The sequence below is a fragment of the Hymenobacter pini genome (assembly GCF_020421205.1).
GTDB lineage: Bacteria > Bacteroidota > Bacteroidia > Cytophagales > Hymenobacteraceae > Hymenobacter > Hymenobacter pini.
Map to the genome: position 1 here is coordinate 1,044,505 of NZ_JAIZZH010000001.1, position 24,754 is coordinate 1,069,258.

The following is a 24,754-nucleotide window of genomic DNA, read 5'->3' on the forward strand; positions in this document are numbered from 1 at the left end:
CCGCTTGCCGTAACGCAAACCGCCCCGTAACCGTGAGGTTGTGGGGCGGTTTTGTGTGTTTAAAACAGTTCTGTTTGAGTAATGTCTTTTTTCTTAGATCTTCTGTAAGACTTGCCCTGCTTGGTTTCAATAGACTTAGAATCATCAAATATATCTAATACTACTAGGACTTTGGAGTTTTTGATTTGTATCGTGCCAGAATCGTCAATTTTTCTGCTTTGAGATAACACACATCGAATTGTAGTTCCGTTGGTGAACTCTATTTTTTTGGAAAAAACTGAGTTTTTAAACTTGTTATCATTCATATCAAAATTGAATATTTCGCCTTTGTATATTCCTCTCCATTTATATCTTCCTTCAATTAGTATAGGTGCAACTATTTCTATTATGGCTTCTTCGTCTAATTGATCTGATAATATATCTTCATGAATAATGAACTTATCAAAATCATTCCTTTCTATTGATTCGTCATCAGTAACTGGCTTTTCATCTTTGAATAGTTTTGTTGATACAGAAATTACTTTGGGGTAGTTATTTAACTTTGTATAAAAATTTGACTTGTGAATGTTTATTTTTAAATCATTTGAAATTTTATCTGCTGCAATTTTTATTTGTTCTTGCTCGATTTTTTTAGCCTTTATACTGTCTTTCATTATTTTTAAAACTTCTTTTCTCTTGATTGCATTATCTAGTTTAAGATTTTCAATTTGTAGATTTGTAAGAACTTGATTCTCTACTGGTATTCTCGATATAATTAAAACGAGTATGGAGAGAAAAAATGTTATTTGATTATTATTCTTGCCTAATGCCTTCCAGGTGTCTATAAGGCTGCCTTGTTTTAAAGCTTCGCTCTCTATTTCTAATTGTATATTTAATATGGTAGTTAATTCCTTGCAGATAAGTAGAAACTCTTTTTCGCATTCATTATGAACAAAAGCATTCATTGAGTGACTTTGATCATTAAAATGATATTGAATTTCAATCTTATTGACTTGTGTAATCATTTCTGGTTTGTCTATGTGATTTAGCTTTCTTGTTCTGCCTGATGTACTGTTATCTTGCTATATTAGTTTGTGTTGTATGTTATGGTGTTGGGTATAGCCAAGAGATGTGAGAAATCATGGTTGTATTATACTAAAATATAACTGTACTACTTCTCTACCCGCCTTCCCCGCCACAACGCCCACAGCTTGAGCACTGGTCCGAGGGCTAGGGGCAGCAGCAGCTGAGGCGGCAGGCGCGGGGCCAGCCAGCCGGTGAGCTGCTGGTCAGGGCTGCGCCTGAATGACTACCGGGCCAATGGGTAAGCCGGGGCTGCCCAGCTGCTGCCGGACCTGGGCCGACAGGGCCGTGAGCACGCTGTATTGGTTGATGGGAGCCGATAGCACGAAAACGGTAAGCGTGTACTTGCCGAAATTCTGCTGGTACTGCAGGTTCTTGTCGAAAGTGAGCAGGGCGTCAAAGCCCTCGGCCAGCAGAAGTTTCAGCAGCTCCCCATTTTTCACGCCGTTCCAGCCTTTGTCGCGCACGGTGTACACTTCGTGCTCCGTGAAATCGTCTTTCAGCCGTTTCGGCAGGTTTTCGTCAAGCAACAGCCGCATACCAGTGCGCCGCGTTGCGGGAGGTGAGCAGCTTGTTGGCTATTTCCAGCACGGCCACCGCCTGCTCCCGGCTCACCGTGGGGAAGTCATCCAGAAACTCCGCCAGCGAAACGCCAGCCTCCAGGTGGTCGAACAGCGAATCGACGGGCACGCGCGTGCCGGCAAACACCGGCTGTCCGCCCAGCACGCCTTCATCAACGGTAATCAGGGTCTTGATATCCATAATGCCTAAAGATACGGCTTCGGGAGCGGAACGCTTACGCCATTCACACTCCGCCTTCCCCGCCACAACGCCCACAGCCCCAGTGCCGGGCCGAGGGCCAGGGGCAGCAGCAGCAACTGAGGCGGCAGGCGCGGGGCCAGCCAGCCGGTGAGCTGCACGCTCCCGATGGTGAGGGCAAACCCCAAGCAGTTGACGATGGTCAGGGCCGCGCCGCGCGATTCGGGCGGGGCGTGCCGGGCCACCAGGGTGGAAAATATGGGTGAGTCAGCCACTACCATCAGTCCCCAGAACGCCAGAAACGCCACCAGCCCCGCCGCCGAGCCCAGACACAGCACTACTCCCGAGGCCACGCAGCACCCGCCCGACAACGCCAGCGCCCCGGCCGCCACCCGCTCGGGGCCCAGCCGCCGGGCCAGCAGCCCCGCACCCACGCAGGCCAGGCTGCCCCCGCCAATGATACCGAACGAGAGCAGCGGCACCGGCAGCCCCGCCGCCGGGTACCGCGCCTGAAACGCCGCCAGCACCACCGGCACAAACGCCCAGAAGCTATAAAGCTCCCACATGTGCCCGAAGTACCCGAACGCCGCCGCCCGGAACGGCGGCTGCCGGAACCCCGCCAGAAACGCCGTGAGCCGGGGCCGCTGCCCGGGCCGGCGGTAGGGCCCATCGGGCACTAGCGCCCACAGCGCCAGTCCGCCCAGTACCGCCAGCCCGGAGGTAGCCCCCGTCACGTAGTACCACGGTAGCGCCGCCGTGAGGCTGCGCAGCAGGTGCGGAAACGCCGTGCCCAGCACCAGCGCCCCCACCAGCCAGCCCAACGAGCGGCCCAGGCCCTCCTGATAGTAGTCGGCGGCTATTTTCATACCTACCGGGTAAATGCCCGCCAGGAAAAAGCCCGTGAGGAAGCGGCAGGCCAGCAGCTTCTCGGCCCCGAGGCCGCTCAGGTGCACGCCCAGGTTGGCCGTGGCCGCCGCCAGCGCACTTACAAAGAATACCTGCGAGGGCGAAAACCGGTCGGCCACGGCCAGCAACGCGAACAGCAGGGTGGCGCTGATGAAGCCCAACTGCACGGCGCTGGTGAGGGAGGCCACGGAGCCGGGCGGCAGCCGGAACCGGGCCGCCAGCTCGGGAGCTACGGCATTGCCGGCAAACCACAGCGAGGTGCAGCAGAACTGCGCCCCCACAATGGTGGGAAGAACACGGGACATGAGAGCGGGTGGGAGAGAGGGCAGGTGAGAGCGGCGAAAATACCAATTCCCCCCAACTGCCGAGCTCAGCGGCCCTCCACAGAACGGTGTAGAGACGCAATACTTTGCGTCTCGTCGTTGCTGACGTTGTTTACCCTAAGAGTGTCCGTTAAAAAGCAATCGAACACCCCTGAACTTCATGCCGAGGCCGGAAGCCGAAGCATCCCGCGTGCCGCCGTTGCAGGGTTAAGCCTGACATTGACATGCGAGATGCTTCGACCTCCGGCCTCGGCATAGCGGGTGGCAACTACTGAGGTGGGCTTTTGTTGCCGAAGCAATTCTACCGGGTAAGCTGGTACACGTTTTTTAGGGAGCGGCTGGCGGTAGTGAGTTCCTGCGTCAGTACCAGTTGGTTGCCAGTTACCTTGAAGGTGTATTCCTGGCCTAAAATCAAGGTCCAATCGAAATCAGCTGTCCAGGGACATTGATTGGTGAACTTGATGTGCGAATCATCCACCACGGTGTAGGTGCCGTGGCAAAGGCCGGGGTATCTGGGCGTCTGGCCCTGGCCCGTCCAGGTGCCATTGCTGAACGTGAGCGAAACCGCAGCCACACCGTTGCTGCCGCTGCCCTGCCGCTCAAATGTGCCGGTGTAGGTGCCATCGGCAATGGCAGATAGCGTAGTGTTCTGCGTAGTATCCGGGGCGGGCGTGGCCTCTTTCTTACAAGCCGATAAGGCAATTGCCAAGGCCAAGCTGCTGATAGTAAATGCGTGTTTCATGACAAAAAATACAGGAGGGGAATAATATTACTGTGACACAATATAAGAAAGCAGCGGCTTTCTGAAACAGGCTTTGCCTAGGGCATCCAGGCGGCCGGTAGTTCTCAATATCACCATGTGAGACCAAGGCTGCACCTCTGCATGATGGGCTTTTGCCCAGCCTTACCAAAACCGGTTGTTACAGACTACCTGGGTCTTTTTCTTGAGACGCAGGCCCACCAGTACCTCGTGGCTGCCGCCGTGGTAGGCGGCCAGTTTGGAGAGGCCCGCGTCGTAGGAATAGCCGAAGGTGAACTGCTCGTAATTCAGCCCGCCCAGCACCACAAACGAATCAAACGCCCGCCACGACACCCCGCCCCAGAGCAAATCCTGGTACTTGAGCTTGGCGTTCAGGTCGAGGGAAAGCGGGGCCGGCTGAACGGCCTTTACCAGCACCGAGGGCACCAGCGACCAGTCGCGGGAGAGGGGCACGCGCACCCCGGCGGTGGCAAAGTAGTGACGTCGGAGGTAGTTGCCGGCCCCGTCGGCCAGGGTGGTGGGGCCGTAGGAGAAGTTGAGCTTGTTGCCCAGCAGCTGCGCCCCCGACACGCCCACGTAAAAATCGGAGCTGTACACCCACAGGCCCACGGTGGCATCGGGCACCCGGGCGGCGTCGCTGGGAGCCACAGTGGTAGGGTCAAAAAACCGCAGCTGCGAGCCATCCACTGCAAACTGCTGCATCCCCGCCGACACGCCCAGGGCCATCCGCAGGTTGGGTCGCAGCACCAGGTTGTAGGCGTAGGAGAGATAAGCGCCCTTGCGGCTGGTGGGCCCGGTCTGGTCGTTGTACACCAGCCCGCCGATGGCGTGGAAGGGCCGCCGCCGGTCGTAGAGGGTGCGCTTGCTGGTGGTGCGCCACTTGCCCAGCGAGGAGCTAGCGCTGAGGTAGTAGGTTTTGGGCGCGCCCTCCAGCCCCGTCCACTGGGTGCGGTAGCTGGCTTTTACGTCGATGTAATCCTCCACGCCCGTGGTGCCGGGGTTGAGGATGTAGTTATTGTTCATGTACTGGCTGTACTGGGCCTGTTGCTGGGCCAGGGCCGGGGCGGCGGCCAGCAGCAGCAGGGGCAGCAGCAGTGGTAGAGCTCGTTTCATACCCATGGGGTGGTAAGGCTGTCGGTGGCAGAAGGGCGGTAAAGCCGGCCGCGCAAGAGGTGCGGCCGGCCGCCGCAGTTAGTACAGAATGGTAATCGACCCGCTGTAGGACCTACCCAGCGGCCCCTTCGTGACGACGACGTAGTAATAAGTGCCCACCGGGGCGGGCTGGCCGTTGATGTCGCCGCGCCACTCGTTGGAGCGGCCGTAGTTGTTGGCCGAGAAAATCTTGGTGCCCCAGCGGTTGAACACCGTCACGGTGTTGTCGGGAAACTGCTCGATGAACTCAATCTGCCAGGTATCGTCGCGGCCGTCACCGTTGGGCGTGAAGGCGTTGGGAATCCGAATGGGCGGACGCACCACCACCGTCACCTCGTCCGAATCGGCGCAGCCCCCACTCCCGGCCGAGAGGGTGTAGGTGGTGGTAACGGTAGGCGAGGCGGAGGGCTGTAGGGAGTCGCCGGAGAAGCGCAGGGTTTGGGAGGGCGTCCAGCGCACGGGGTAGCGTCCATCGGCCCGGCCTTCCAGCGTTACCGAAGTGCCGGCCAGGATTTCCTTGTCGGGCCCGGCATCCACGTTCACGGGCGGCTGAATGCGCACCGGTATGGCGTTGGAAGTGGCCGTAACGGGCTGGGCGCAGGTGTTGGTGGTGCGCAGGCGCAGCGTTACCAACTGGCCCTGGCGTAGGGTGGTACTGGTGAACACCGGCCCCGTGGCCCCGGGCACGTCGGCCCCGTTCACCTGCCATTGGTACTGCGGCGCGGCACCGGCCCCGGTTACGCTAGCAATACTGAACGTGAGCGGAGCCCCCAGGCACACCGGCCCACCCGGCTGCACGGCAATGCTCAGCGTAGGCGCGGGTGTGGGCGTGCGCGTAACGGTTACCGTAGCCGTGGCCGGACCGGTGCTGCACAGGCCCGCGGTGGGCGTTACCTCCACCCGCACCTGGTCGCCGGTAACGAGGGTGCTGCTGGTAAAGGTGGGCCCGCTGGCTACGGCCACGTTGTTCACAAACCACTGGTAGGTGGGCGCGGCCCCCGCGTTGGTAGCCACGGCCGTGAAGGTGAGCGGGGTGCCGGGGCATTCCACCGGCGGCGGAGCCAGCGTAACGGTAGGCGTCACGCGGGGCTGCACCCGCACCGTTACCACGTTGGAAATTGCCGTGGCGCAGGTACCGGTACCTGAGGTTACGCGGCGGCGGAAATAGGTAGTGGCCGTCAGCGGGCCGGGGGCGTAGGTAGCGGCCGTGGCTCCGCCAATGGCGGCCCAGCTGTTGTTATCCAGCGACGATTCCCACTGGTAGTCATAGGTGCCGGTACCGCCAGTCGCCCCGCCGCCCGTCAGCGGACTCGGGGCCGTACCGGCGCAAATGTCCTGGTCGGCGGCAATGGTGCCAGCCGTGAGAACGGGCAGCACCGTCAGCGTGACTGCGTTGGAATACAGCGGCCCGCAGGCTCCGGAAGTTACCCGGCGGCGGAAGTAGGTGGTAGCCGTAAGCGGGCCCGGCGCGTACGTAGCGCCGCCAGCTCCTAAAATGGCTGCCCAGGTATTGTTATCCGGCGACGATTCCCACTGATAGGTGTAGCTGCCTGTGCCGCCGGTAGCGTTGGTGGCGCTGGTGAGCGGAGCCGGAGCCGCGCCCGGGCACACCGTCTGGTCGGCCGCAATGCTGCCCGGTACCAAGGCCGGCGTTACCGTCAGCGTCACCACGTTCGAGTACACTGGCCCGCAGGCTCCCGCATTGGCCCGGCGACGGAAGTAGGTGGTGGCGGTGAGCGGGCCCGGGGCGTACGTGGCCCCGGTTGCCCCGCCGATGGCGGCCCAGTTGCTGTTATCCAAGGAGGATTCCCACTGGTAGGCCACCGCCCCAATGCCGCCGGTAGCAGGCCCGCCGCTGGTGAGCGGGGCGGCGGGGCTGCCGGGGCACAGCACTTGGTCGGCGGCAATGGTGCCGGCTGTCAGCTCCGGGGCCACGGTAATGACCACGGAGGCGGTGTATTCCGGCCCGCAGCTACCCGAGGTAACGCGGCGGCGGAAATAGGTGGTACTTGTCAGGGGGCCGGGGACGTAGGTTTCGGCGTTGGCCCCGCTAATAGCCGCCCAGTTCACATTATCGGTTGAAGACTCCCACTGATAGGTAAAGGTGCCCGTGCCCCCACCGGCTCCCGCGGTGCTGGTGAGTGGGGCGGGCGTAGCACCGTTACAAATGCTTTGGTCGGCGGCAATGCTACCGGCTGTGAGGGCCGACAGCACCCGCAACGTCACCACGTTGGAATACACCGGCCCACACGTTCCAGCCGTGGCCGCCCGCCGGAAAAAGGTAGTAGCAGATAATGCCCCTGGAGCGTAAGTGGCGCTATTGGCTCCAGAAATAGTGGTCCAGCTAGCATTGTCCGGCGACGATTCCCACTGATAGGCTACGGTACCGGACCCCCCGGCGGCCTCAGCGGAGCTGGTGAGCGGGGCCGGCGTGGCACCGGGGCACAGGGTCTGGTCGGCGGCAATGGTGCCGGGCGTCAGCACCGGGGCCACCGTCAGCGTTACCACGTTGGAAAAAGCCGGATTGCAGGTACCCGAGGTAGCCCGGCGGCGGAAATATGTGGTAATGGTCAAGGGTCCGGGCGTGTAGTCGGTGTTGGTGGCCCCGGCAATGGCCGTCCAGGTTGCATTATCCAAGGAGGATTCCCACTGATAAACTAGTGCGCCCACGCCGCCCGTAGCGGGCGTAATGCTGGTAAGTGGCGCGGGGGTGGCCCCGTTACACAGCGTCTGGCTGGCGGCAATGGTGCCGGCATTCAGGGCCGGGGCTACGTTGATAGTGATGGTATTTGATACGTCGGTGCAGGGCCCGGCGGTGGCCACGCGGCGGAAGTAGGTAGTAGCCGCCAGCACACCTGGAGCGTAGGTTTCGCCGGTGGCCCCGCCGATGTTGCTCCAGGTAGCATTATCCGGGGAGAACTGCCACTGGTAAGCAGGTGCACCGGTGCCCCCGGTAGCCGGGGCGCTGCTGGTGAGCGGCGCGGCTGGGCTGCCGGCACACACCGTCTGGTTGGCGGCAATGGTGCCGGCCGTTACTGCGGGCACCACCGTTATGGCCACCGAAGGGGTAAATGTAGGCGTGCAGTACGGGCCTGAGCCATCCGGCAGTAGCAGCTGAGCCCGCCGCCGGAAATAGGTGATGCCGGCCGGTAAGTTGCTGGCTGGTTGATAGGTGGCCGCCGTAGCGCCCGGAATTGCCGTCCAACTGGTATTATCTGGAGAGGTTTCCCACTGATACACGAGCGGCAGGCCCGCGTCGCTGAACCCACTGGCGGAGCTGGTAAGCGCGGCCGGGGCCGTGCCGGCGCACAGGGTTTGCGGGCTGCCGATGTTGCCTGGGTTCGGCAAATCGGGGACCTGAATTATCCCCGAGCTTTCCCGGCAAAAACACTCCGTATCAATGCGCAGGGTAACGGTGTAGTTGCCAGGGGTGGCGTACACGTGCACCGGATTTTCCAGGGTGGAAGTCGCCCCGTCGCCGAAGGTCCAGAGGTAGGTTTTGTTGTCGAAGTCAATGGGCGGGGCGGTGAAGCTGATTTGCCGGCATCCGGTTATCCGGAAGCTGGGGCCCACGCGCAGCAGGGAACTTTGGTTGAAATTTACCAGCCCCAGCCCGCTCAGGCGGCCGCCTAAGCTCAGGCTGTCGTCGCCATAACGGACTTTGGGCCCCAGGGAATCGGGGTAGGCAATGAGGCCCAGCGCCGGCTGATTGTCGCGGGCCACGTAAATCTTGCCATTGGGCGCGGCCTGCATGGAGCCCAGGTCGGCCGGCGTCTTCTGCCGGAGCGGAATGTCCTCCTTCGTAACCGGCCCGGTCCCGCTGATGTCGAACTGCAGCAATTTGGCCGGGTTGCGCACCGTGGCGTACAGGTAGTTACCGGACGAAAAGCTCACCCCGTAATATTTGCCCGCGCCCCGGTCTACTACAAACGGTACCCGTGGGTCAACGCTTACCTGGCCCGTGCCGGTATCAAAGGCAAACAGCTCCACGGTACTGGTCGTGTCGCCAACTGCTTCGCTGTAGCGGGCCAGGGCCAGCCGCTTGCCTTCGGGGGTTATCGTCATCTGGCCTTTGTAGCCCAGCGCCGCCACCGTGGCAGCGTGCAGGCTGCCCACGGTTGAGGTAATAGGCGCATCGATAAGAACCGGCCCTACGTAACCTGCGGAGGGCCGCACACGGTAGGCCAGAAAGGCGTCGCCCCGGTTATCAGTACCCGTTTTGGCGTCGCCCCAGCCGTGGGTAATCACCCAGATGTCGCAGCCGTTTTTGTGAAATACAGCCGTGAGCTTTTCCGCCGTACCCCGGGCCAGGGGCGTGTTTTTGGTAGCGGCCACTACGGTGCCCGGCCCGCCCCCGGCGGGTATCTGAATTTCCGAATAGCTTAGCCCCACGGTGCTGTTCAGGGTGAAAAGCAGGTAGCGGGTAGGCTGGCCGGGCGTGGGTTTACCGGGCAGCTTAATGGGTAGCGGGCCGTCGGTGGTGAAACGGTTACCTGCCAGGCCGGTGCCATTGGTCATAACAGTGCCGTCGCCGTTCCATACGGTTTCGCCGTTGCTGTAAAACAGAATCCGGCCGTTGGCATCCGACATTACCCCCGAGCCGGCGGGGGCATCCATGGCCCCATTGGTAAGCACCGTAGGCGGAATGGTATCCGTGGCCTGATTGAAATCCAGTCCGGCCTTGAAGCCGAAGTACCAGGTATTGGCAAACTTCTCATCAGCAGCACACTCCGGCGGCGGGGTGCCCTGGCCCAGTGCTACCGAAGAGGCTACCAACAGGAGCAGCAGCGGCAGCAGCCAAATAGCCGCAAATTGGGCCCACCAGCGGCGGGGCCGGCCTGGCGGAGAGTGTAAGGACGAAGCAAGGAAAGCGGGTGGGGCGGAAAGCAGTAGCTCTGTGGGCATAGAGGCGCGGGTCAGGAGGCAGATAGATAATCAACTGGCTAGGGGAAAGGTGCCAGCTGTTCTGCTTATTTTAAACGAAACGGCAGGTCTGGCTATTGCCAGAAAGAACAGTATTTGACGGGTCTGCTAAAGCTACACACTACCGGATAGGTTTGTGCAAGGCAATGTGTGAATAGTACAGCGGAAGGTAGCAAGGAAACAATGAAGAGGTGAGGAGAATGGCAGCTTGGTTATAGGACAATACCGTCTCAATTTCTTATCCTACATCAAGGCACCGTCGTCCAACACAGGCTAGCTTTGTTATCAATAACTTGATAACCGCATGCAGCGACGTCACTTCCTTCAACTACTTGGCGCGCTGCCCCTTGCTACTGCTATGAACTCTCTGCAAGACCTCCACAAAACCGCCAGCGGCTTCCAGAAAACGGCCAAAATGCCAGTGCTTTTCGTGGGGCACGGCTCGCCCATGAATGCCCTGGCCGATAACCCGTTTACCCAAACCCTGCACCAACTGGGCCGCGACATTCGGAATCTGCAGCCGCCCCGGGCTATTCTGGTGGTGTCGGCGCACTGGCTCACGCGGGGCACCTTCGTGGCCGTAAACGAGCGGCCCGAAACTATCCACGACTTCGGCGGCTTCCCGCAGGAGCTGTTCGATATGCAGTATCCCGCGCCCGGAGCCCCCGATGTGGCCCAGGAAGTACTCCAAGCCCTGCCCGACGCGCACCCCACCGATGAGTGGGGCCTCGACCATGGCTCCTGGACGGTGCTGCACCATATCTTCCCCGAGGCTGATATTCCGGTATTCCAGCTCAGCATCGACTACTACAAGCCCATTACCTACCACGCCGAGCTAGCCCGGCAGCTGCAGTTTCTGCGCCGCCGGGGCGTGCTGATTCTGGGCAGCGGCAACATTGTGCACAACCTGCGCCAGAGCATGCCCAAGCTCATGCAGGATGATGCCACACCGTACCCCTGGGCCACGGAGTTTGACGAGTGGGCCAAGCAGAAAATCAACCAGCGCGACTTGACTGCGCTGGCCCACTACCAGCAGGCTGGGGCCAGTGGCCCTCTCTCCGTACCCACCCCCGACCACTATATCCCCATGCTTTACAGCCTGGCCCTGGCCGAACCAGACGATGATATCCGCCACGCCTTCGAGGAAGTAAGCTACGGCGGCATGAGCATGCGCACGTTTGTAGTAGGGTAAGACGGAGCCGTAAGTACGTCATGCAGAGGCCGGAGGCCGAAGCATCTCGCGTCCTGATGTCTGGATTCGGTCCACAACGTCAGCACGTGAGATGCTTCGGCCTCCGGCCTCTGCATGACGAGTCTATATATTTTCTGAAAACTGCCTGCTACTTGGCAGCGCGTGCGGCTTTTACCTCGACGGGCGTAACTACGCTGGCTTTGTTGCCGAAGGAGTTGCGGATGTAGGTTAGCACGTCGGCAATTTGTTTGTCGGAAAGCTGGCTGAAGGAGGGCATCACATTGTGGTACGGCTCCCCGTCAATGTCCTGGTCCTGCATGCCTTTGAGCAGCACGTTAACGAGCCGGGACTTGTCGCCGAGCACGTAGGAAGTTTTGCTGAGCGGCGGGTTCATGCCGTCCACGCCGCCGCCATCGGCCTGGTGGCAGGTGAGGCAGTTTTGCGTGTACACCGTTTTGCCGGCCGCCAGCACGGCAGCGGGTGCCGCGGCGCTGGTGGCTCGGGGCTTGGGTTTGGGGGCGGGTTTGCGCTGGGCGGCGGCCGGCAGGCTCAGGCCCGCCAGCAGCCCCAGCAATGCAATAGTCTTAGTAATCATGTGAGGGGCTTATTTCTTGGCGTACACAATGCGGTAAACGGTGCCTTGCTTGTCGTCCGTCACATAGAGGGAGCCATCCGGGCCCTGAGCCAGGCCGCAGGGCTTGTGGTCGGGGCGGCCGGCCGCAGCTTTTTCCGGGGTGCCGGCGAAGTTATCGGCAAACAGCTCCCAGTTGCCGCTGGGCTTTCCATCCTTGAAGGGCTGGAACACCACGTAGTAGCCCTTCTGGGGCTCGGGGGCCCGGTTCCAGGAACCGTGGAAGGCAATGAAAGCGCCGTTGCGGTACCGCTCCGGGAACATGGTGCCGGTGTAAAACAGCAGCCCGTCGGGGGCGGTGTGGGCGGGGTAGGCGGCAGCGGGCTGCAGGTAGTTGCCGGTGGCGGGTTTCTTGCCGTCGCCGCCGTACTCGGGGCCCTGCATCAGCTTGTTCTGCTGCCCATCATAATACACGTAGGGCCAGCCGGCGTTGTCGCCTTTCTTCAGCGCGTACAGGCACTCCGCCGGCAACTCCGCCGATTGTTTGCTGGTGTACAGGGCCGGGAAGTTGTCGGAAAGCTGGTCGCGGCCGTGCTGCATCACAAACAGCTGGTTGGTTTGCGCGTTCCAGTCGAGGCCCACCACGTTGCGCAGGCCGGTGGCGTAGCGCACCCCGTCGGTGTAGGTCTGGTTGAGCTTATCGGCCCGGAACTGCCAGATACCGCCCGCCGAGTCCAGCACGGGGCAATTCGGAATGCCCATCGAGCCCTTCTGCCGGTCTTTCACCTGGCAGGCGTTGGAGTAAGCCCCAATATTGACGTACAGGTTGCCGGCTTTATCCAGGGTAATCGACTTGCTCTCGTGCTGGCGGCGGTTGATGAGGCCCGTTACCAGCTTTTCGGGCTGCTCGGGGTTTACGACTTCTCCTTTCGCGTTGAGCTTATAGCGGAATACTTCCTGGTCGGAAGAAGCGTACAGGTAGTCGGCGGTGCTGAAGATGCCCGTGCCGCCATAGTTGCCAAAGGCTCCGGCCTGTTGCAGTTGGCCGTTTGGGCCTTCACGCAGCATCAAAATGCCTTTACCCGCCGCATTGGGGCGGTTCAGCTTCACATACACCACGCCCTGCGGCGTTACGGTAATGTGGCGGGCCCGGCCGCTGGTTTCGGCCGCTTTCAGGGCCCCAAAGCCAGCGGGCAGCTTCAGGCCAGCGTTGTCGGCGGCGGGTACCACGCGGGTTTCGGGGCGGAGGGCCGCCAGGGCCAGGCTGCCGGCTGCAGCGGTTGTGAGCAGCAACAGGCGGGGGGAGAGGATTGACATAGCAGGCAGGAAGATGAAAAGTAAACGCTATACGAATGTCCGACACAAAAGGCGCCGCCGGGTTGCGTGCACCAAGTCAGCGGCAGAAGAGGCCAGAACCGGTGGTAAGCAAGCAAGATACCGGCTACCAGGCAAGCCGAACTATAAGCTGAGCGGTTTACATGAGCCGGAAAGGCGGTAGGGGCTACTGGCCTGTTGCGGGCCTTCCGTGTTGGATTGACGGACAATAGTACTGCATGTGCCGGTAGGTGGCAAATTCACAACCAGCCACGCCAGAACACGTACCAAGGCGCTTGGAGCAATCTGGCCGACTGGACATGACGCAAGAACAACTACGCCTGCAGCAGCACCGCACCGGCGCGGCCCTTTGGAAGAAATTTGGCCCTTACCTCACCGAACGGCAGTGGGGCACCGTGCGCGAAGATTACTCGCCCGATGGCAATGCCTGGAATTTTCTGCCCCATGAGCTGGCCCGCAGCGTGGCCTACCGCTGGGGCGAGGAGGGCCTGGGCGGCATCTCCGACGACCAGCAGCACCTGTGCCTGAGCGTGGCCCTGTGGAACGAGCAGGATGAAATGCTGAAAGAGCGGCTGTTTGGTCTCACCAACGGCCAGGGCAACCACGGCGAGGATGTGAAGGAGCTGTACTACTACCTCGACAGCACGCCCACGCACTCCTACATGAAGATGCTGTATAAGTATCCGCAGCAGGAGTTTCCGTACGAGGAGTTGCGCCAGGAAAATGCCCGCCGCACCCGCCTGGAGCCCGAGTTTGAGCTGTTGGACACCGGCATCTTCGAGGAGAGCCGCTACTTCGATGTGTTCATTGAGTACGCCAAGGCGGGGCCCGATGATGTACTGCTGCAGATAACGGCCCACAACCGCGGCCCCGAAGCCGCCGCCCTGCACGTGTTACCTACGCTCTGGTTCCGCAATACCTGGGCTTGGGGTTACGCGGCCAGTTCGGCCAAGCCCATTCTACAGGCTACCGGGCCCGCCTCCGCCACCGCCGACCATCCCAGCCTGGGCCGCTACCATGTGTACACCGATGCCCCAGCAGGCCTGCTGTTCTGCGACAACGACACCAACCACCACCGCACCGGCGACCCATTCAACCCCACCAGCTCGGGCCGCTACTTCAAAGACGGCATCAACGACTACCTGGTGGAAGGCGACTTTACGGCTGTGAACCCCAAGCGGCGCGGCACCAAAATGGCCGCCCACCACGCGCTGGAACTGGGCCCCGGCGAGTCCCGGGTAGTGCGCCTGCGCCTGAGCCGGGAAGAGCAACCGGCCCCGTTTGCTGATTTCGAGTCGATTATGGCCTCCCGTCTGCAGGATGCCGATACGTTTTATCAGTGCATGCAGGAGGAGCTGCCGCCCCAGCCCGAGGTGCGCAATGTGCAGCGCCAGGCCTTTGCGGGCATGCTCTGGAGCAAGCAGTTCTACTACTACGATGTAACCCAGTGGCTTGACGGGGACCCCACGCTGCCCCGGCTACCGGCCCGCCGCCGCAAGGGCCGCAACAGCAACTGGCGCCACCTGCACAATCAGGATATCATCTCAATGCCAGACAAGTGGGAGTACCCGTGGTATGCGGCCTGGGACTTGGCGTTTCACTGTATCCCGCTGGCTATGGTGGACGCCGACTTTGCCAAGGCCCAACTGCGCCTGCTCTGCCGCGACTGGTACATGCACCCCAGCGGGCAGCTGCCGGCCTACGAGTGGAACCTCAACGACGTGAATCCGCCCGTACACGCCTGGGCAACCTGGCGGGTATATCAGATGGATAAGAAACTGCACGGTGGCCAGGGCGACGCTGCTTTTCTGGAAGCCGTATTTCATAAGCTGACGTTAAATTTTACCTGGTGGGTTAACCGGAAGGATAAGAGCGAGCGGAACATCTTCGAGGGCGGCTTTCTGGGGCTGGACAACATTGGCGTGTTCGACAGGAGCGCCCCACTGCCCACCGGCGGTTATATTGAGCAGAGCGACGGCACCAGCTGGATGGCCATGTTTGCCCTGAACATGATGCGCATGGCTATGGAGCTGGCCAGCCACAACGCTGTGTATCAGGAAATGGCCGGCAAGTTCTTCGAGCACTTCCTCTACATTGCCGATGCCATGACCCGGGGCGGCGACGGGCAGTTCAACCTCTGGGACGACGAAGACCAGTTCTACTACGACGTGCTGCACACCCCCGACGATGCTCGTACCAAGCTGCGCGTGCGGTCCATTGTGGGCCTGATTCCACTGTTTGCCGTGGAGGTCATTGATGAGCAGCTGCTCAACGCCCTGCCCGAATTCACGGAGCGGGCCCGCTGGCTACTCGAAAACCGTCCGCACCTGGCCCAGCTGGTAGCCCGTTGGCAGGAGCCGGGCCAAGGCGCCCGCCATCTGCTGAGTTTGCTGCGCCGCAGCCGCCTGCGCCACCTGCTCAAGCGCATGCTCGATGAGCAGGAGTTCCTGTCCGAGTTCGGCATCCGGGCCCTCTCGCGCTACCACCTCGACCAGCCCTACGTGTATAGTACCGCCGATACCGATTTTACGGTGCAATACGTGCCGGGCGAGGCCGAGAGCAGTATGTTCGGGGGCAACAGCAACTGGCGGGGGCCCATCTGGTTTCCCATCAACTACCTCATCATCGAGTCGTTGCAGCGCTTCCACGCCTACTACGGCGACTCCTTCCGGGTAGAGTACCCCACGGGCTCCGGGCAGCGCCTCAATCTGCAGCAGATTGCCGAGGCCCTGTCAGAGCGCCTTACCCGGCTGTTTTTGCCGGATGCCGAGGGCCGCCGCCCGGCCTTTGCCGATGATGAGCTGCTCCAGACCGACCCCCACTTCAAAGACTACCTGCTGTTTCACGAGTATTTCCACGGCGACACCGGCCGGGGCCTGGGCGCCAGCCACCAAACCGGCTGGACAGGCCTGGTGGTGCGGCTGTTACGATACCACCGCCCCGAAAGCGAACCAGCTAGTTGGGCAGCGGGAGCAGCCACGGCAGAGTAAGGGCTTGGTCGATGGGGCCTTTGAACATGAGGCGGCTGTTACGCAATGAGCCAGCGTACACCTCAACCCCTGAGCCATCGGCTGGAATGAAAATGCGCACTGTTTCGGCCGCCCGGGGACGCACGTAGGTAGTGCCGGGCAGGGGTGGTTCAACTGGCCCGGAAATTTCAAAAAATCCGGCGTTAGTCAGTTGGGAATCAAGCATGTACTGTGGTATAGTTGTTTCAGCAGCACAAATCCCAACAAGCCTGTACTTAGTTCCAGTAGTGTAAAAACTTCTTTAAAAATTACAGCTCTAGCATAGGGGGCAGTTGTTGAGCGTAAGTATGAATAAAGAAAGGATAGATACAATTATTAACTGCCGAGGTATGCGGTACATACCCCATAAAACAATGGGCCCGGCAATACTGCCGGGCCCGTTGTATATACCTAAAGTGCAAGTGCTATTGTTTGCTTTGAAGCAGTTTCAGCACCTCTGCATTGCCGCCTTCTTTGGCATTGGCCAGCACATCCTTACCATCTTTGTCCTTGGCTTTGGTGTTGGCGCCGCTGGCTAGCAGAGCCTGCACAATTTCCAAGTTGCCCTTAGCGGCCGCCGCCATCAGGGGAGTGGCCCCGAATGAGTCCGGCTTATCAACCTGGGCTTTGTGCTTAAGCAGGGTTTTCACCACTTCAGGATGGCCGTTTTCGGCGGCCAGAAACAGGTACGTGGTGGGAAAGCCCGGCATCATTTCCACGGTGGCATTCACATCAGCGCCGGCAGTCAGCAAAGCCTCGACGGCGGCGGCCTGGTTTTTCACTACGGCCGTGTATACTTTCTGAGTTGGGGTTTGAGCCTGAGCAGCAGCTACGGTTGCGAAAAATAGAGCGAAACCGAGAAGAAGTTTTTTCATGCCGGGAAATACACGCGAAGAGGGAGAGCAAACTCAAAGATACACCCAGCTTGCCGGAATATCCCAATTCCAGTGCATCATCCTTTGTGGTGATACTGGCAGAACTGGTAGCGTACGTGCACTGAATAAATAAATTGCACTATACTTCTACTTGCCGTCCCATGTGCTGCGCCATCATGCTGGCCAGGATAATTTGCAGCGCGTGATACAGCATGAGGGGCAACAGCAGTAACCCGGTTGCGGCCATGCCGGGAAACAGCAGGCTGGCCATTACACTGCCGTGCACCAACGACTTCTTGGAGCCGCAGAATAAGGCGGTAATCCGGTCCTCGCGGGAGAAGCCCAGCAGCCGGCTCAGCATCCACACCACCCCAAAGATGGCCAGGTACAAGCCCACCATGCCCAGAGCCAGCAGGGCTACGTCGCGGGCGGCGTAGCTGCGGAAAATGCCTTCCTCGAAAGACTCGCAGAAAGCGGTAAACACAATCAGCAGAATCACCACCTGGTCGGAAATGCGCAGCGCGCCCTTGTGCTGCTCGGCAAACGCCCCGAAGCGACGGTTGAGCAGCACGCCCGCCACCACCGGCACTATCACCTGCCAGAGCAGGCTCACGGCCAGGCTCCAGAGATGGCCGCCGTCGGCGGAGGTTTGCAGGAACAGGCTGGTCCAGAGCGGAGTGAGCACAATGCCCAGCAAACTGCTGATGCTGGCATTGAAAATGGCCGCTGGCAAGTTGCCCCGGGCCATGCTCACCATCACCACCGACGACGACACTGTGCTGGGCAGGGCGCACAGAAAGAAGATGCTCTGCCACAGCTGCTGGCCTTTCAGCCCATCAAACAACGGCCGCACCGCCAGGGCCAGCACTGGAAATGCCACGAACGTAATGAGCTGCACTACCACGTGCAGCCGCCAGTTGCGCAAACCGGCCTTGAGCTTATCAAGGCTCAGCCGCAGGCCGTAAAAAAAGAAAATTAGTGCTACCCCGGCCGTGGTTATGGCTTTCCACGGAATGGGGCTGGTTTTGCTGCCTACGGCCGGAAAGAAATACGCCAGTACCACCATTCCCAGCAGCCCCAGCAGAAACCAATCGAGCAGGCCGGCCCGGCGCAACAAGGCAATCAGGCGGTTTTCGGAAGGAGGTAGGGGTGAGGCAGGCGAAGAGGAAGGTTGAATCATACCGGGCAAAATAAAAGCGTCGGGCTAAAGTGTAGCCCGACGCTCCGGAAACGTACGGCTGCAGCCGTTGGAAGGTTAAACGCTAGGCTAGGCGGCCACCGCCACGCGGCGCAGCTTCTTCCGCTCCTTTTTCAAGCGGTTCAGCCACAGAACAAGGCCGGTGATGGGAAAGGTGAAACCCAACATGCACACAATCAGGCTAATGATTTTCGAGGGCCAGCCGAAAATGGCGCCCGTGTGCACGGGCTTGAACAGGCCCCGTACGCGCTGGCCCAGGTTGCGCTGCTCGTAGGTTTGCTGGCGCAGCACCTGGCCCGAGTACTGGTCGAGGTACACTTCATCGGTGGCGTTTTCGTACACCGCATTGGGCCGCAGGGTAACTACCCGGATGCTGCCAACGGAGTCTTTGGGAAGCTGCAACGCATAGGAAACAGCCAAGGGAGCTAGTTGCCGGGCGCGGGCCAAGGTAGCATCGGCGGTGAGGGCCCCGGTAGGAGCCGCAACTACCGGAGCTGCTGATACCGGCGGCTCCGGCCGCTCCATGGGGGAGTTAGTAACGGCGAAAATGCCCCTGTTGAACCACTCAAACGACCAAGCCAGCCCCGTAAACGCAAACACGAACAGGAACAGCGCCGAGTAAAAACCCAGCACGATGTGCAAATCGTGGTTGAGGCGCTTCCAGCCCCCGCTCCACTTCACTTTCAGCCGCTGCTTCACCGCTTTACGGCTGGCCGGCCACCACAGTACAATACCGGTACCGATGATGAACAGGAACAGGAGCGTGCTCACGCCCACAATGAGCTTGCCAACCGGCCCACCCACCATACCGCGGTGCAGGGCCATGACGGTGAAAAACACGGTTTCGCGGTAGTTCAGCTCCCCAGTAACGGCGGCTGTGTAAGGGTTCACGAAAACCACCGGGCCCCGGCGGCCTTCACCGCCCTTGCCCCCTTTCACTGCCTTGCCGACACCGTCTTCGCGCTTGCCCTCCGGCCGGCGGCTACGGCCTTCCACGGGGCGGGCGGTTTTGGCCCCGCCACCTTCCGGCTTTTTACCGCCTTCGGGGCCACCGGCCAGGCTGAATTCCACGGTGCGGGTCGGGTCAGCGTACACTTTCACGCCCGCAATTTTGGCGTCAGCTTTGTAGGCCTTCACGGCTTCCTGGAGGCGGGCCAGGGGCAGGGCGGGCGTGCTGGCGGCCTGCACAAAATACCGCGCAGGGTGCCAGGCTTGTTCCAGCTCCTTTTCAAAAACCAGGATGCCGCCCGTCAGGCACACCACGGCAATAATTAACCCCGAAACTAGGCTGAGGTAGAGGTGAATGTTGCGGAAAAAAGTCTTCATAGCGCAGAAAAACACAAGATTAGTAATGTGGCTCAAAAACCCGGAGGCGACTGGTTGCAGCCAGTAGCTTCCGGGTTTTCTCACTCACAAAATCACTTTCTCACTCAACTGATTTACAGGCGGTAGCCCAGGGTAGCGGCAAACTGGCGCGGGGCAATGGGGTTCACGCTGTTGTCGTCGTGCACGTTGTAGCTAAGCTTGTTCAGCACGTTCGAGAGCTTCATGCGCAGGCTCAGCCGGTCGTAGGTGTAGCCCACGGAGGCATCGAGCTGGGTATAGGCGGGCAGCGGAATCAGGCGATAGTTGTCGTTCACTATGTTGCCGCGAGTGCTGCGGCCGGCTTGCCGCTCCCCAATGTACAGGGTGGTTACACCCAGGTTCAGCCCGTTCAGCACGCCCCCATCAAAGGTGTAAAACACGCTGACATTGGCCGTGTGGTTGGGGTTGTAGCGCAGCAGGCTGCCCACGGTGTACACGTTGCTCTTGGTGTAGGTGGTGCGGTTGTAGCTGTAGCCCGCAATCAGCGACCAGCCCTGCATGGGTTTGCTCTGCACATCCAGTTCCATGCCCTTGCTGGTTACCTCGCCGGCCAGCTCCTGCGCTGCTGGTATATTGATGTTATAATTAGGTGCGTCAGCAAGAATCGTTTGGGCTAGGTTGCTATTCACGATGCGGTAGCCCGTGAGATTGGCTGAAAGCAGGCCGTTAAATAGCTCGTACTTCACGCCCACTTCGTACTGGTCAATCAGAGAAGGTGGCAGAGCACCCCCGGTATTATCCGTGCCAGCGTTGGTGTTGAAAGAATTAGCGTAAGAGGCGAAAACCGACGTGGTTTTGATCGGCTGGTACACCAAACCTACCCGAGGCGAGAAGGCGTCGTCGTAGCGTTTGCTCAGGCTCAGGGAAGCGGGTTGTTTGGCGGTAGCGTAAGTATAGCGCTGGTTGCCAGTTTCCTGGTAGCTGTAGCGCACACCGGCCAACAGTTTCAGCTTCTCGGTAATTTCGATGAGGTCCTGCACATACACCCCAACCCGGCGGATAGGTGCATAGGTGCGGGTGTTGCGGGTGAAGTTTGGGACGGTGCTGTTCTCGGGGTAGCGGCTTGGCTCAAATACGTTAATGGAATCATACTTGACAATGGCGTTGTAAGCAATAGAGCGGGTGTTGTACTTATCGGCGTCCATGCCCACCAGCACCGTGTGCTTCAGGAAGCCGGTGCGCGCCTTGCCCGTTACATCTAGCTGGCCCAGGAAGTAGTCCTCCTTCGCCTCGCTGGCCTGCAGGTTGCGCACTAGGTTGCCGTACAAGGCCGGGGTGCCGGTCATTATCTTGATGGGCTTGCCGCTCTTATCCACCCCGCTGTAAACGTCCACCGAGTCGCGGACACTGCTGGGGCGGGCGGCGGAACGCAGGTTGTTGCTGAAACCTTGGTAGGCAGCCACGCCGCGCACTTGCCAAGTATCGTTGAGGTGGTGCGTGAGCGTAGCCGTAGCCGATTTCTGCTCCGTACCGATGTTGGCCCAGTCAGTGTTTAAGAAGCGGCCGCGCGGCACATCCGGAATGCGGTAGTTGATGGCACCTACCCCAAAATCAGGCGTGCGGTTGTCCTTCAGATAGTCGCCTTCCAGCAGGAAATCCGTCTTTTTACCAATCTTGAAGAGCAGGGAGGGGTTCACGTAAAACCGTTCCCCCTTCACCTCGCTGCGGAAGCTGCGGCTATTTTCGTAGGTGGTGTTCACCCGAAAGGCTACATGCTCGCTGCCGTTTACGGCCCCGTACACGTCCAGCATGGGCTTGTAGAAGTCGTAGCTGCCCACGCGCAGGCCAATGGAGCCGCCCGACTCGAAGCGGGGCTTCTTGGTTACCAGATTCAGCACGCCCCCGGCGGCCACGTTGCCGTACAGGATGGCGTTGCTGCCTTTCAGCACCTCAAACCGCTCCAGGGAGCTGGTTTCGGGCAGAATGCTGTTGTTGTAGCGCACCCCATTCTTGAAGGTGTTGCTGCTGCCGAAGGTGAAGCCCCGACCCGAAATTTCCTCCTGGTAGCCGCCCGTGTTGCCGCTCACATACACGCCGCTCACGTTGGCCAGCACGTCGCTCACCCGTAGCACTTGTTGCTGCTCTAGTGTCTGGCGCTCTACGGTAAAGGTGCTCTGGGGCAGGTCGAGGGGGGCAATGGCTACTTTGCCCACGGCCACGGGCCGCTCGTTGAGGCTGCGGCTGCCGGTTACGCGCACCTCGTTGAGCTGCTGCTGGGTTTGCTGCACGGTGAAAGCCGGCAGAATAGTAGTTTCGCCGGCTACAACGGTTGCGGCAGTTTCCTGCGTGCCGTAGCCCAGGCTGCTCACCACCAGCTGATACGTGCCCGCTGGAGCCGAGAGGCGGAAGCTGCCATCGGCGTTAGTAGTAGTACCGAACGACGTGCCCTTTAGCGCTACCATTACGCCTTCTACTGGTTGTCCTTTTTCATCCAGCACCCGGCCCGTCAGGCGGCCCCGCTGGGCCGTGTCGTCGCCGCCGTTGTGCAGCTTGCTAACAGTAGCGTTGGAAACGATGGGTGCGGTGGTTGTGAGAGAAAGGAGAAGCAGGAGAGGTAGCGGACGGGCCATCAGAGCGGAGAAGCTTGTTTAGATTGATTTAAAACAATGCAAAGCTCGGCTCTATTTAGATAGATTCAAAACAGTAGCTTAGAAAAAATCTATATAGTGAATTTGAGCTTTGATTACTAGGGAGTTACAGACTCGTATTGGTATGTGAATGTCAGTGTCAACTCGGAATCATAGGCATAAAACAAACTGCCCGACCCCGCGCACTGGCGGAGTCGGGCAGTTTGTAACGGAGGAGGAGTAGGGCTGCTTAGCTCTTCACATCGTAGCGGTCCAGCATCATCACTTTGTCCCAGGCTTTCACGAAAGCCTGCACAAAGCGCTTATGCCCGTCGGCACCGGCGTACACCTCGGCCACAGCCCGCAGCTGGTTGTTCGAGCCGAACACGAGGTCGGCGCGGGTGGCGGTGAAGCGTTTCTGGCCGGTTTTCCGGTCGTTGAGGCTCATGACGTAGCCGTGCGGGTCCACCTTCTTCCACTCGAAATCGGTGCTGGTAAGCACGGTGAAGAAGTCGTTGGTGAGCACGCCCACGCGGTCGGTGAAGATGCCGTGGTCGGAGCCGTCGTAGTTGGCATTCATGGCGCGCAGGCCGCCGGTCAGGGCTACCCACTCGGGGGCGGTGAGGCTGAGCAGCTGGGCTTTGTCGAGGAACAGCTCCTCGGGAGCCACTTTCGGCGCAAGCTGGCTAAAATCCGCGTCGAGGTAGTTGCGGAAGCCGTCGGCCACGGGCTTGAGCCAGGTGAACATTTCCACGTCGGTCAGCTCCTGAGTGGTGTCGCGGCGGCCGGGGGTAAAGGGTACCTCGGTGGGCACGCCGGCATCGGCGGCGGCTTTTTCCAGGGCCGCGCAGCCGCCCAGCACGATGAGGTCGGCCAGCGAGACTTTCTTACCGCCGGCCTGCTCGTTGAACTGCTGCTGCACCGAGCGCAGCTTCTCAATGACGGGCACCGTGCGGCGGTTTACTTCCCAGTCTTTCTGCGGGGCCAGGGCCAGGCGCCCGCCGTTGGCGCCGCCGCGCTTGTCGCTGTGGCGGTGCGTGACGGCGGCCGAGAAGGCGGTGAAGACCAGATCCGAATTCGACACGCCCAGGGCCAGAATGTCTTTTTTCAGTGCTTCCACGTCGGCCGCGTCGATAACAGTGTAATCGGCGGCGGGGATGGGATCCTGCCAGAGCAGGTCGTCTTCCACGCGCTTTTCGGGGCCGAGGTACCGCTCCCGGGGGCCCATGTCGCGGTGGGTGAGCTTGTACCAGGCTTTGGAGAAGGCCTGGGTGAAGGCGTCGAAGTCATTGAGAAACTTCTCGCACACCTTGCGGTACTCGGGGTCTTCCTTCAGCGCCAGGTCGGTGGTCATCATCATCAGCGCGTGGGTTTTGCCGGGAATGTGTGCGTCGGGCGTGCGCGGGGCGTTGTCGTCCACGGGCGTCCATTGCAGGGCGCCGGCGGGGCTGCGCGTCTGCTTCCACTCGTGGTTGAAGAGGTTTTCGAGGTAGCTGTTGTCCCACTGCGTCGGGTTCTGAGTCCAGCTACCCTCGATGCCGTTGGTCATCGTGTGTTCGGCGTTGCCCGAGCCCACGGGGTTGTGCCAGCCCAGGCCCATCTGCTCCATCGGCGCAATTTCGGGCGGCATCCCGATTTTGGCGGAGGGCACCATGCCGTGGCTTTTGCCGAAGGCGTGGCCGCCGGCAATCAGGGCCACGGTTTCCTCGTCGTTCATAGCCATGCGGGTGAAGGCCACCCGAATGTCGCGGGCCGAGCCCATGATGTCGCCATCGGCGTAGGGGCCTTCGGGGTTCACGTAGATGAGGGCTTGGTGCGAGGCGGCCAGCGGGTTTTCCAGGTCGTAGTCGGCGTCGCCGTTGCGGCCGCGCCAGCGCTTGTCCCGGTTCACCATCTTGTCGGGGGCCTCGGCGGTGCGCAGGTCATGGATTACCTCCGGGCCCCAATACGTCGAATTATCGGCCTCCCAAGCGTCCTCGCGGCCCCCGGCGAAGCCGTAGGTGGGGAAGCCCATGATTTCGAGGGCGCAGTTACCGGTCAGCACGATGAGGTCGGCCCAGGAGAGGGAGCTGCCGTACTTCTGCTTGATGGGCCACAACAGGCGCCGCGACTTGTCCACGTTGCCGTTGTCCCACCAGCTTTCGATGGGGGCGAAGCGCTGCATGGCCTGCCCCGCGCCGCCGCGGCCATCGGCAATGCGGTAGGTGCCGGCCGAGTGCCAGGCCATCCGGATCATCTGCGGGCCGTAGTTGCCGTAGTCCGAAGGCCACCAGTCCACCGAAGTGGTCAGGAAGGCCTTGATTTCCTGCTTCAGCGCCTCGTAATCCAGGCTGTTGAAGGCGGCGGCGTAGTCGAAGTCCGGGCCGAGCGGGTTGGCCTGCGGGCTGTTCTGGTTGAGCACCTCCGTGCGCAGCCGGTTGGGGTACCAGTCCGACAGTGTGGGTGGGGTGCCTTCTGCCCCGCCGATCCGGTCGCCGCCGAAAGGGCACTTACCGAGCATCTCGAAGCTACTGGTGTCAGTTTTGTCGTGGTTGATGTGCAGCATAGCAGGGGAGCGTATTGAGGGTAAAAGGAAAGCAGCGCGAACGGCCTAACGTAAAGCCTTGAGTATGAAGAAAAGATGGATTCGGGTTTGCGGAAACAGGCCAAGCGGCTCAACTGTACGCGAATTGTTCAGCTTCGGGGGTACATCATTCATACATAATTCGGGCATTGTTGAGCTCCACTCTTCTGCCTGAAAGCCCGCTGCTGCGTTTGC

17 protein-coding genes are annotated in these 24,754 nt (G+C 60.3%); 2 read left to right on the plus strand and 15 right to left on the minus strand.

The window, feature by feature from the left end; translation table 11 throughout:
- Nucleotides 1-59: 59 nt before the first annotated feature.
- From LF252_RS04375 to LF252_RS04405, 7 genes are all read right to left on the minus strand, one after another.
- The gene (locus tag LF252_RS04375) at nt 60-1,004 is read right to left on the minus strand and encodes a hypothetical protein (RefSeq protein WP_226268005.1); all 945 of its coding nucleotides are present in this window, start codon (nt 1,002-1,004) and stop codon (nt 60-62) included.
- Nucleotides 1,005-1,268: 264 nt separating this feature from the next.
- Nucleotides 1,269-1,601, minus strand: a complete 333-nt coding sequence (locus tag LF252_RS04380) for a DUF5615 family PIN-like protein (RefSeq protein ID WP_226268007.1) — start codon at nt 1,599-1,601, stop codon at nt 1,269-1,271.
- Entirely contained in the window at nt 1,585-1,824 is a 240-nt protein-coding gene (locus LF252_RS04385; protein WP_226268009.1) for a DUF433 domain-containing protein, read from the minus strand. Before LF252_RS04385 ends, LF252_RS04380 begins: the two co-directional genes overlap by 17 nt.
- A gap of 5 nt (nt 1,825-1,829) precedes the next feature.
- Nucleotides 1,830-3,032 (minus strand): MFS transporter, encoded by a 1,203-nt coding sequence (locus tag LF252_RS04390; protein ID WP_226268011.1) that lies wholly within the window; start codon nt 3,030-3,032, stop codon nt 1,830-1,832.
- 319 nt (nt 3,033-3,351) lie between these two features.
- Entirely contained in the window at nt 3,352-3,792 is a 441-nt protein-coding gene (locus LF252_RS04395; RefSeq protein WP_226268013.1) for a hypothetical protein, read from the minus strand.
- A gap of 162 nt (nt 3,793-3,954) precedes the next feature.
- Nucleotides 3,955-4,923, minus strand: coding sequence for a PorP/SprF family type IX secretion system membrane protein (locus LF252_RS04400; RefSeq protein ID WP_226268015.1), 969 nt, complete (start codon nt 4,921-4,923; stop codon nt 3,955-3,957).
- A 78-nt stretch (nt 4,924-5,001) separates the two neighbouring features.
- Nucleotides 5,002-9,867, minus strand: a complete 4,866-nt coding sequence (locus LF252_RS04405) for a T9SS type B sorting domain-containing protein (protein ID WP_226268016.1) — start codon at nt 9,865-9,867, stop codon at nt 5,002-5,004.
- Nucleotides 9,868-10,243: 376 nt separating this feature from the next.
- Between LF252_RS04405 and ygiD the strand changes: the two genes are divergently transcribed.
- Nucleotides 10,244-11,077, plus strand: a complete 834-nt coding sequence (ygiD, locus tag LF252_RS04410) for a 4,5-DOPA-extradiol-dioxygenase (RefSeq protein WP_226268018.1) — start codon at nt 10,244-10,246, stop codon at nt 11,075-11,077.
- Between the two features lie 148 nt (nt 11,078-11,225).
- Here ygiD and LF252_RS04415 read toward each other — a convergent pair whose 3' ends face one another.
- Together LF252_RS04415 and LF252_RS04420 are read right to left on the minus strand one after the other, a co-directional pair.
- On the minus strand, nt 11,226-11,672 hold the full coding sequence (locus LF252_RS04415; RefSeq protein ID WP_226268020.1) for a c-type cytochrome: 447 nt from the start codon (nt 11,670-11,672) through the stop codon (nt 11,226-11,228).
- A 9-nt stretch (nt 11,673-11,681) separates the two neighbouring features.
- Entirely contained in the window at nt 11,682-12,965 is a 1,284-nt protein-coding gene (locus LF252_RS04420) for a PQQ-dependent sugar dehydrogenase (protein ID WP_226268023.1), read from the minus strand.
- Nucleotides 12,966-13,282: 317 nt separating this feature from the next.
- On the opposite strand from LF252_RS04420, the gene LF252_RS04425 reads away from it, so the two are divergent.
- A complete protein-coding gene (locus tag LF252_RS04425) occupies nt 13,283-15,973 on the plus strand; it encodes an MGH1-like glycoside hydrolase domain-containing protein (protein WP_226268024.1) in 2,691 nt (896 codons plus the stop codon).
- Here the strand turns inward: LF252_RS04425 and LF252_RS04430 are convergent.
- The 6 genes from LF252_RS04430 to katG all read right to left on the minus strand — a co-directional run bounded on the left by LF252_RS04430 (nt 15,939) and on the right by katG (nt 24,541).
- The gene (locus LF252_RS04430) at nt 15,939-16,178 is read right to left on the minus strand and encodes a hypothetical protein (protein WP_226268026.1); all 240 of its coding nucleotides are present in this window, start codon (nt 16,176-16,178) and stop codon (nt 15,939-15,941) included. The two genes, LF252_RS04425 and LF252_RS04430, sit on opposite strands and share 35 nt — an antisense overlap.
- Nucleotides 16,179-16,416: 238 nt before the next feature.
- Entirely contained in the window at nt 16,417-16,866 is a 450-nt protein-coding gene (locus LF252_RS04435; protein WP_226268028.1) for an ankyrin repeat domain-containing protein, read from the minus strand.
- 139 nt (nt 16,867-17,005) lie between these two features.
- Nucleotides 17,006-18,046, minus strand: a complete 1,041-nt coding sequence (locus LF252_RS04440) for a bile acid:sodium symporter family protein (protein WP_226268030.1) — start codon at nt 18,044-18,046, stop codon at nt 17,006-17,008.
- An 87-nt stretch (nt 18,047-18,133) separates the two neighbouring features.
- The gene (locus LF252_RS04445) at nt 18,134-19,390 is read right to left on the minus strand and encodes a PepSY-associated TM helix domain-containing protein (RefSeq protein WP_226268032.1); all 1,257 of its coding nucleotides are present in this window, start codon (nt 19,388-19,390) and stop codon (nt 18,134-18,136) included.
- 113 nt (nt 19,391-19,503) lie between these two features.
- Nucleotides 19,504-21,999 carry a TonB-dependent receptor gene (locus LF252_RS04450; protein ID WP_226268033.1) on the minus strand — a complete coding sequence of 832 codons (2,496 nt, stop codon included), beginning with the start codon at nt 21,997-21,999 and terminating at the stop codon, nt 19,504-19,506.
- Nucleotides 22,000-22,246: 247 nt separating this feature from the next.
- On the minus strand, nt 22,247-24,541 hold the full coding sequence (gene katG, locus LF252_RS04455) for a catalase/peroxidase HPI (RefSeq protein WP_226268036.1): 2,295 nt from the start codon (nt 24,539-24,541) through the stop codon (nt 22,247-22,249).
- Between the last annotated feature and the right edge of the window lie 213 nt (nt 24,542-24,754).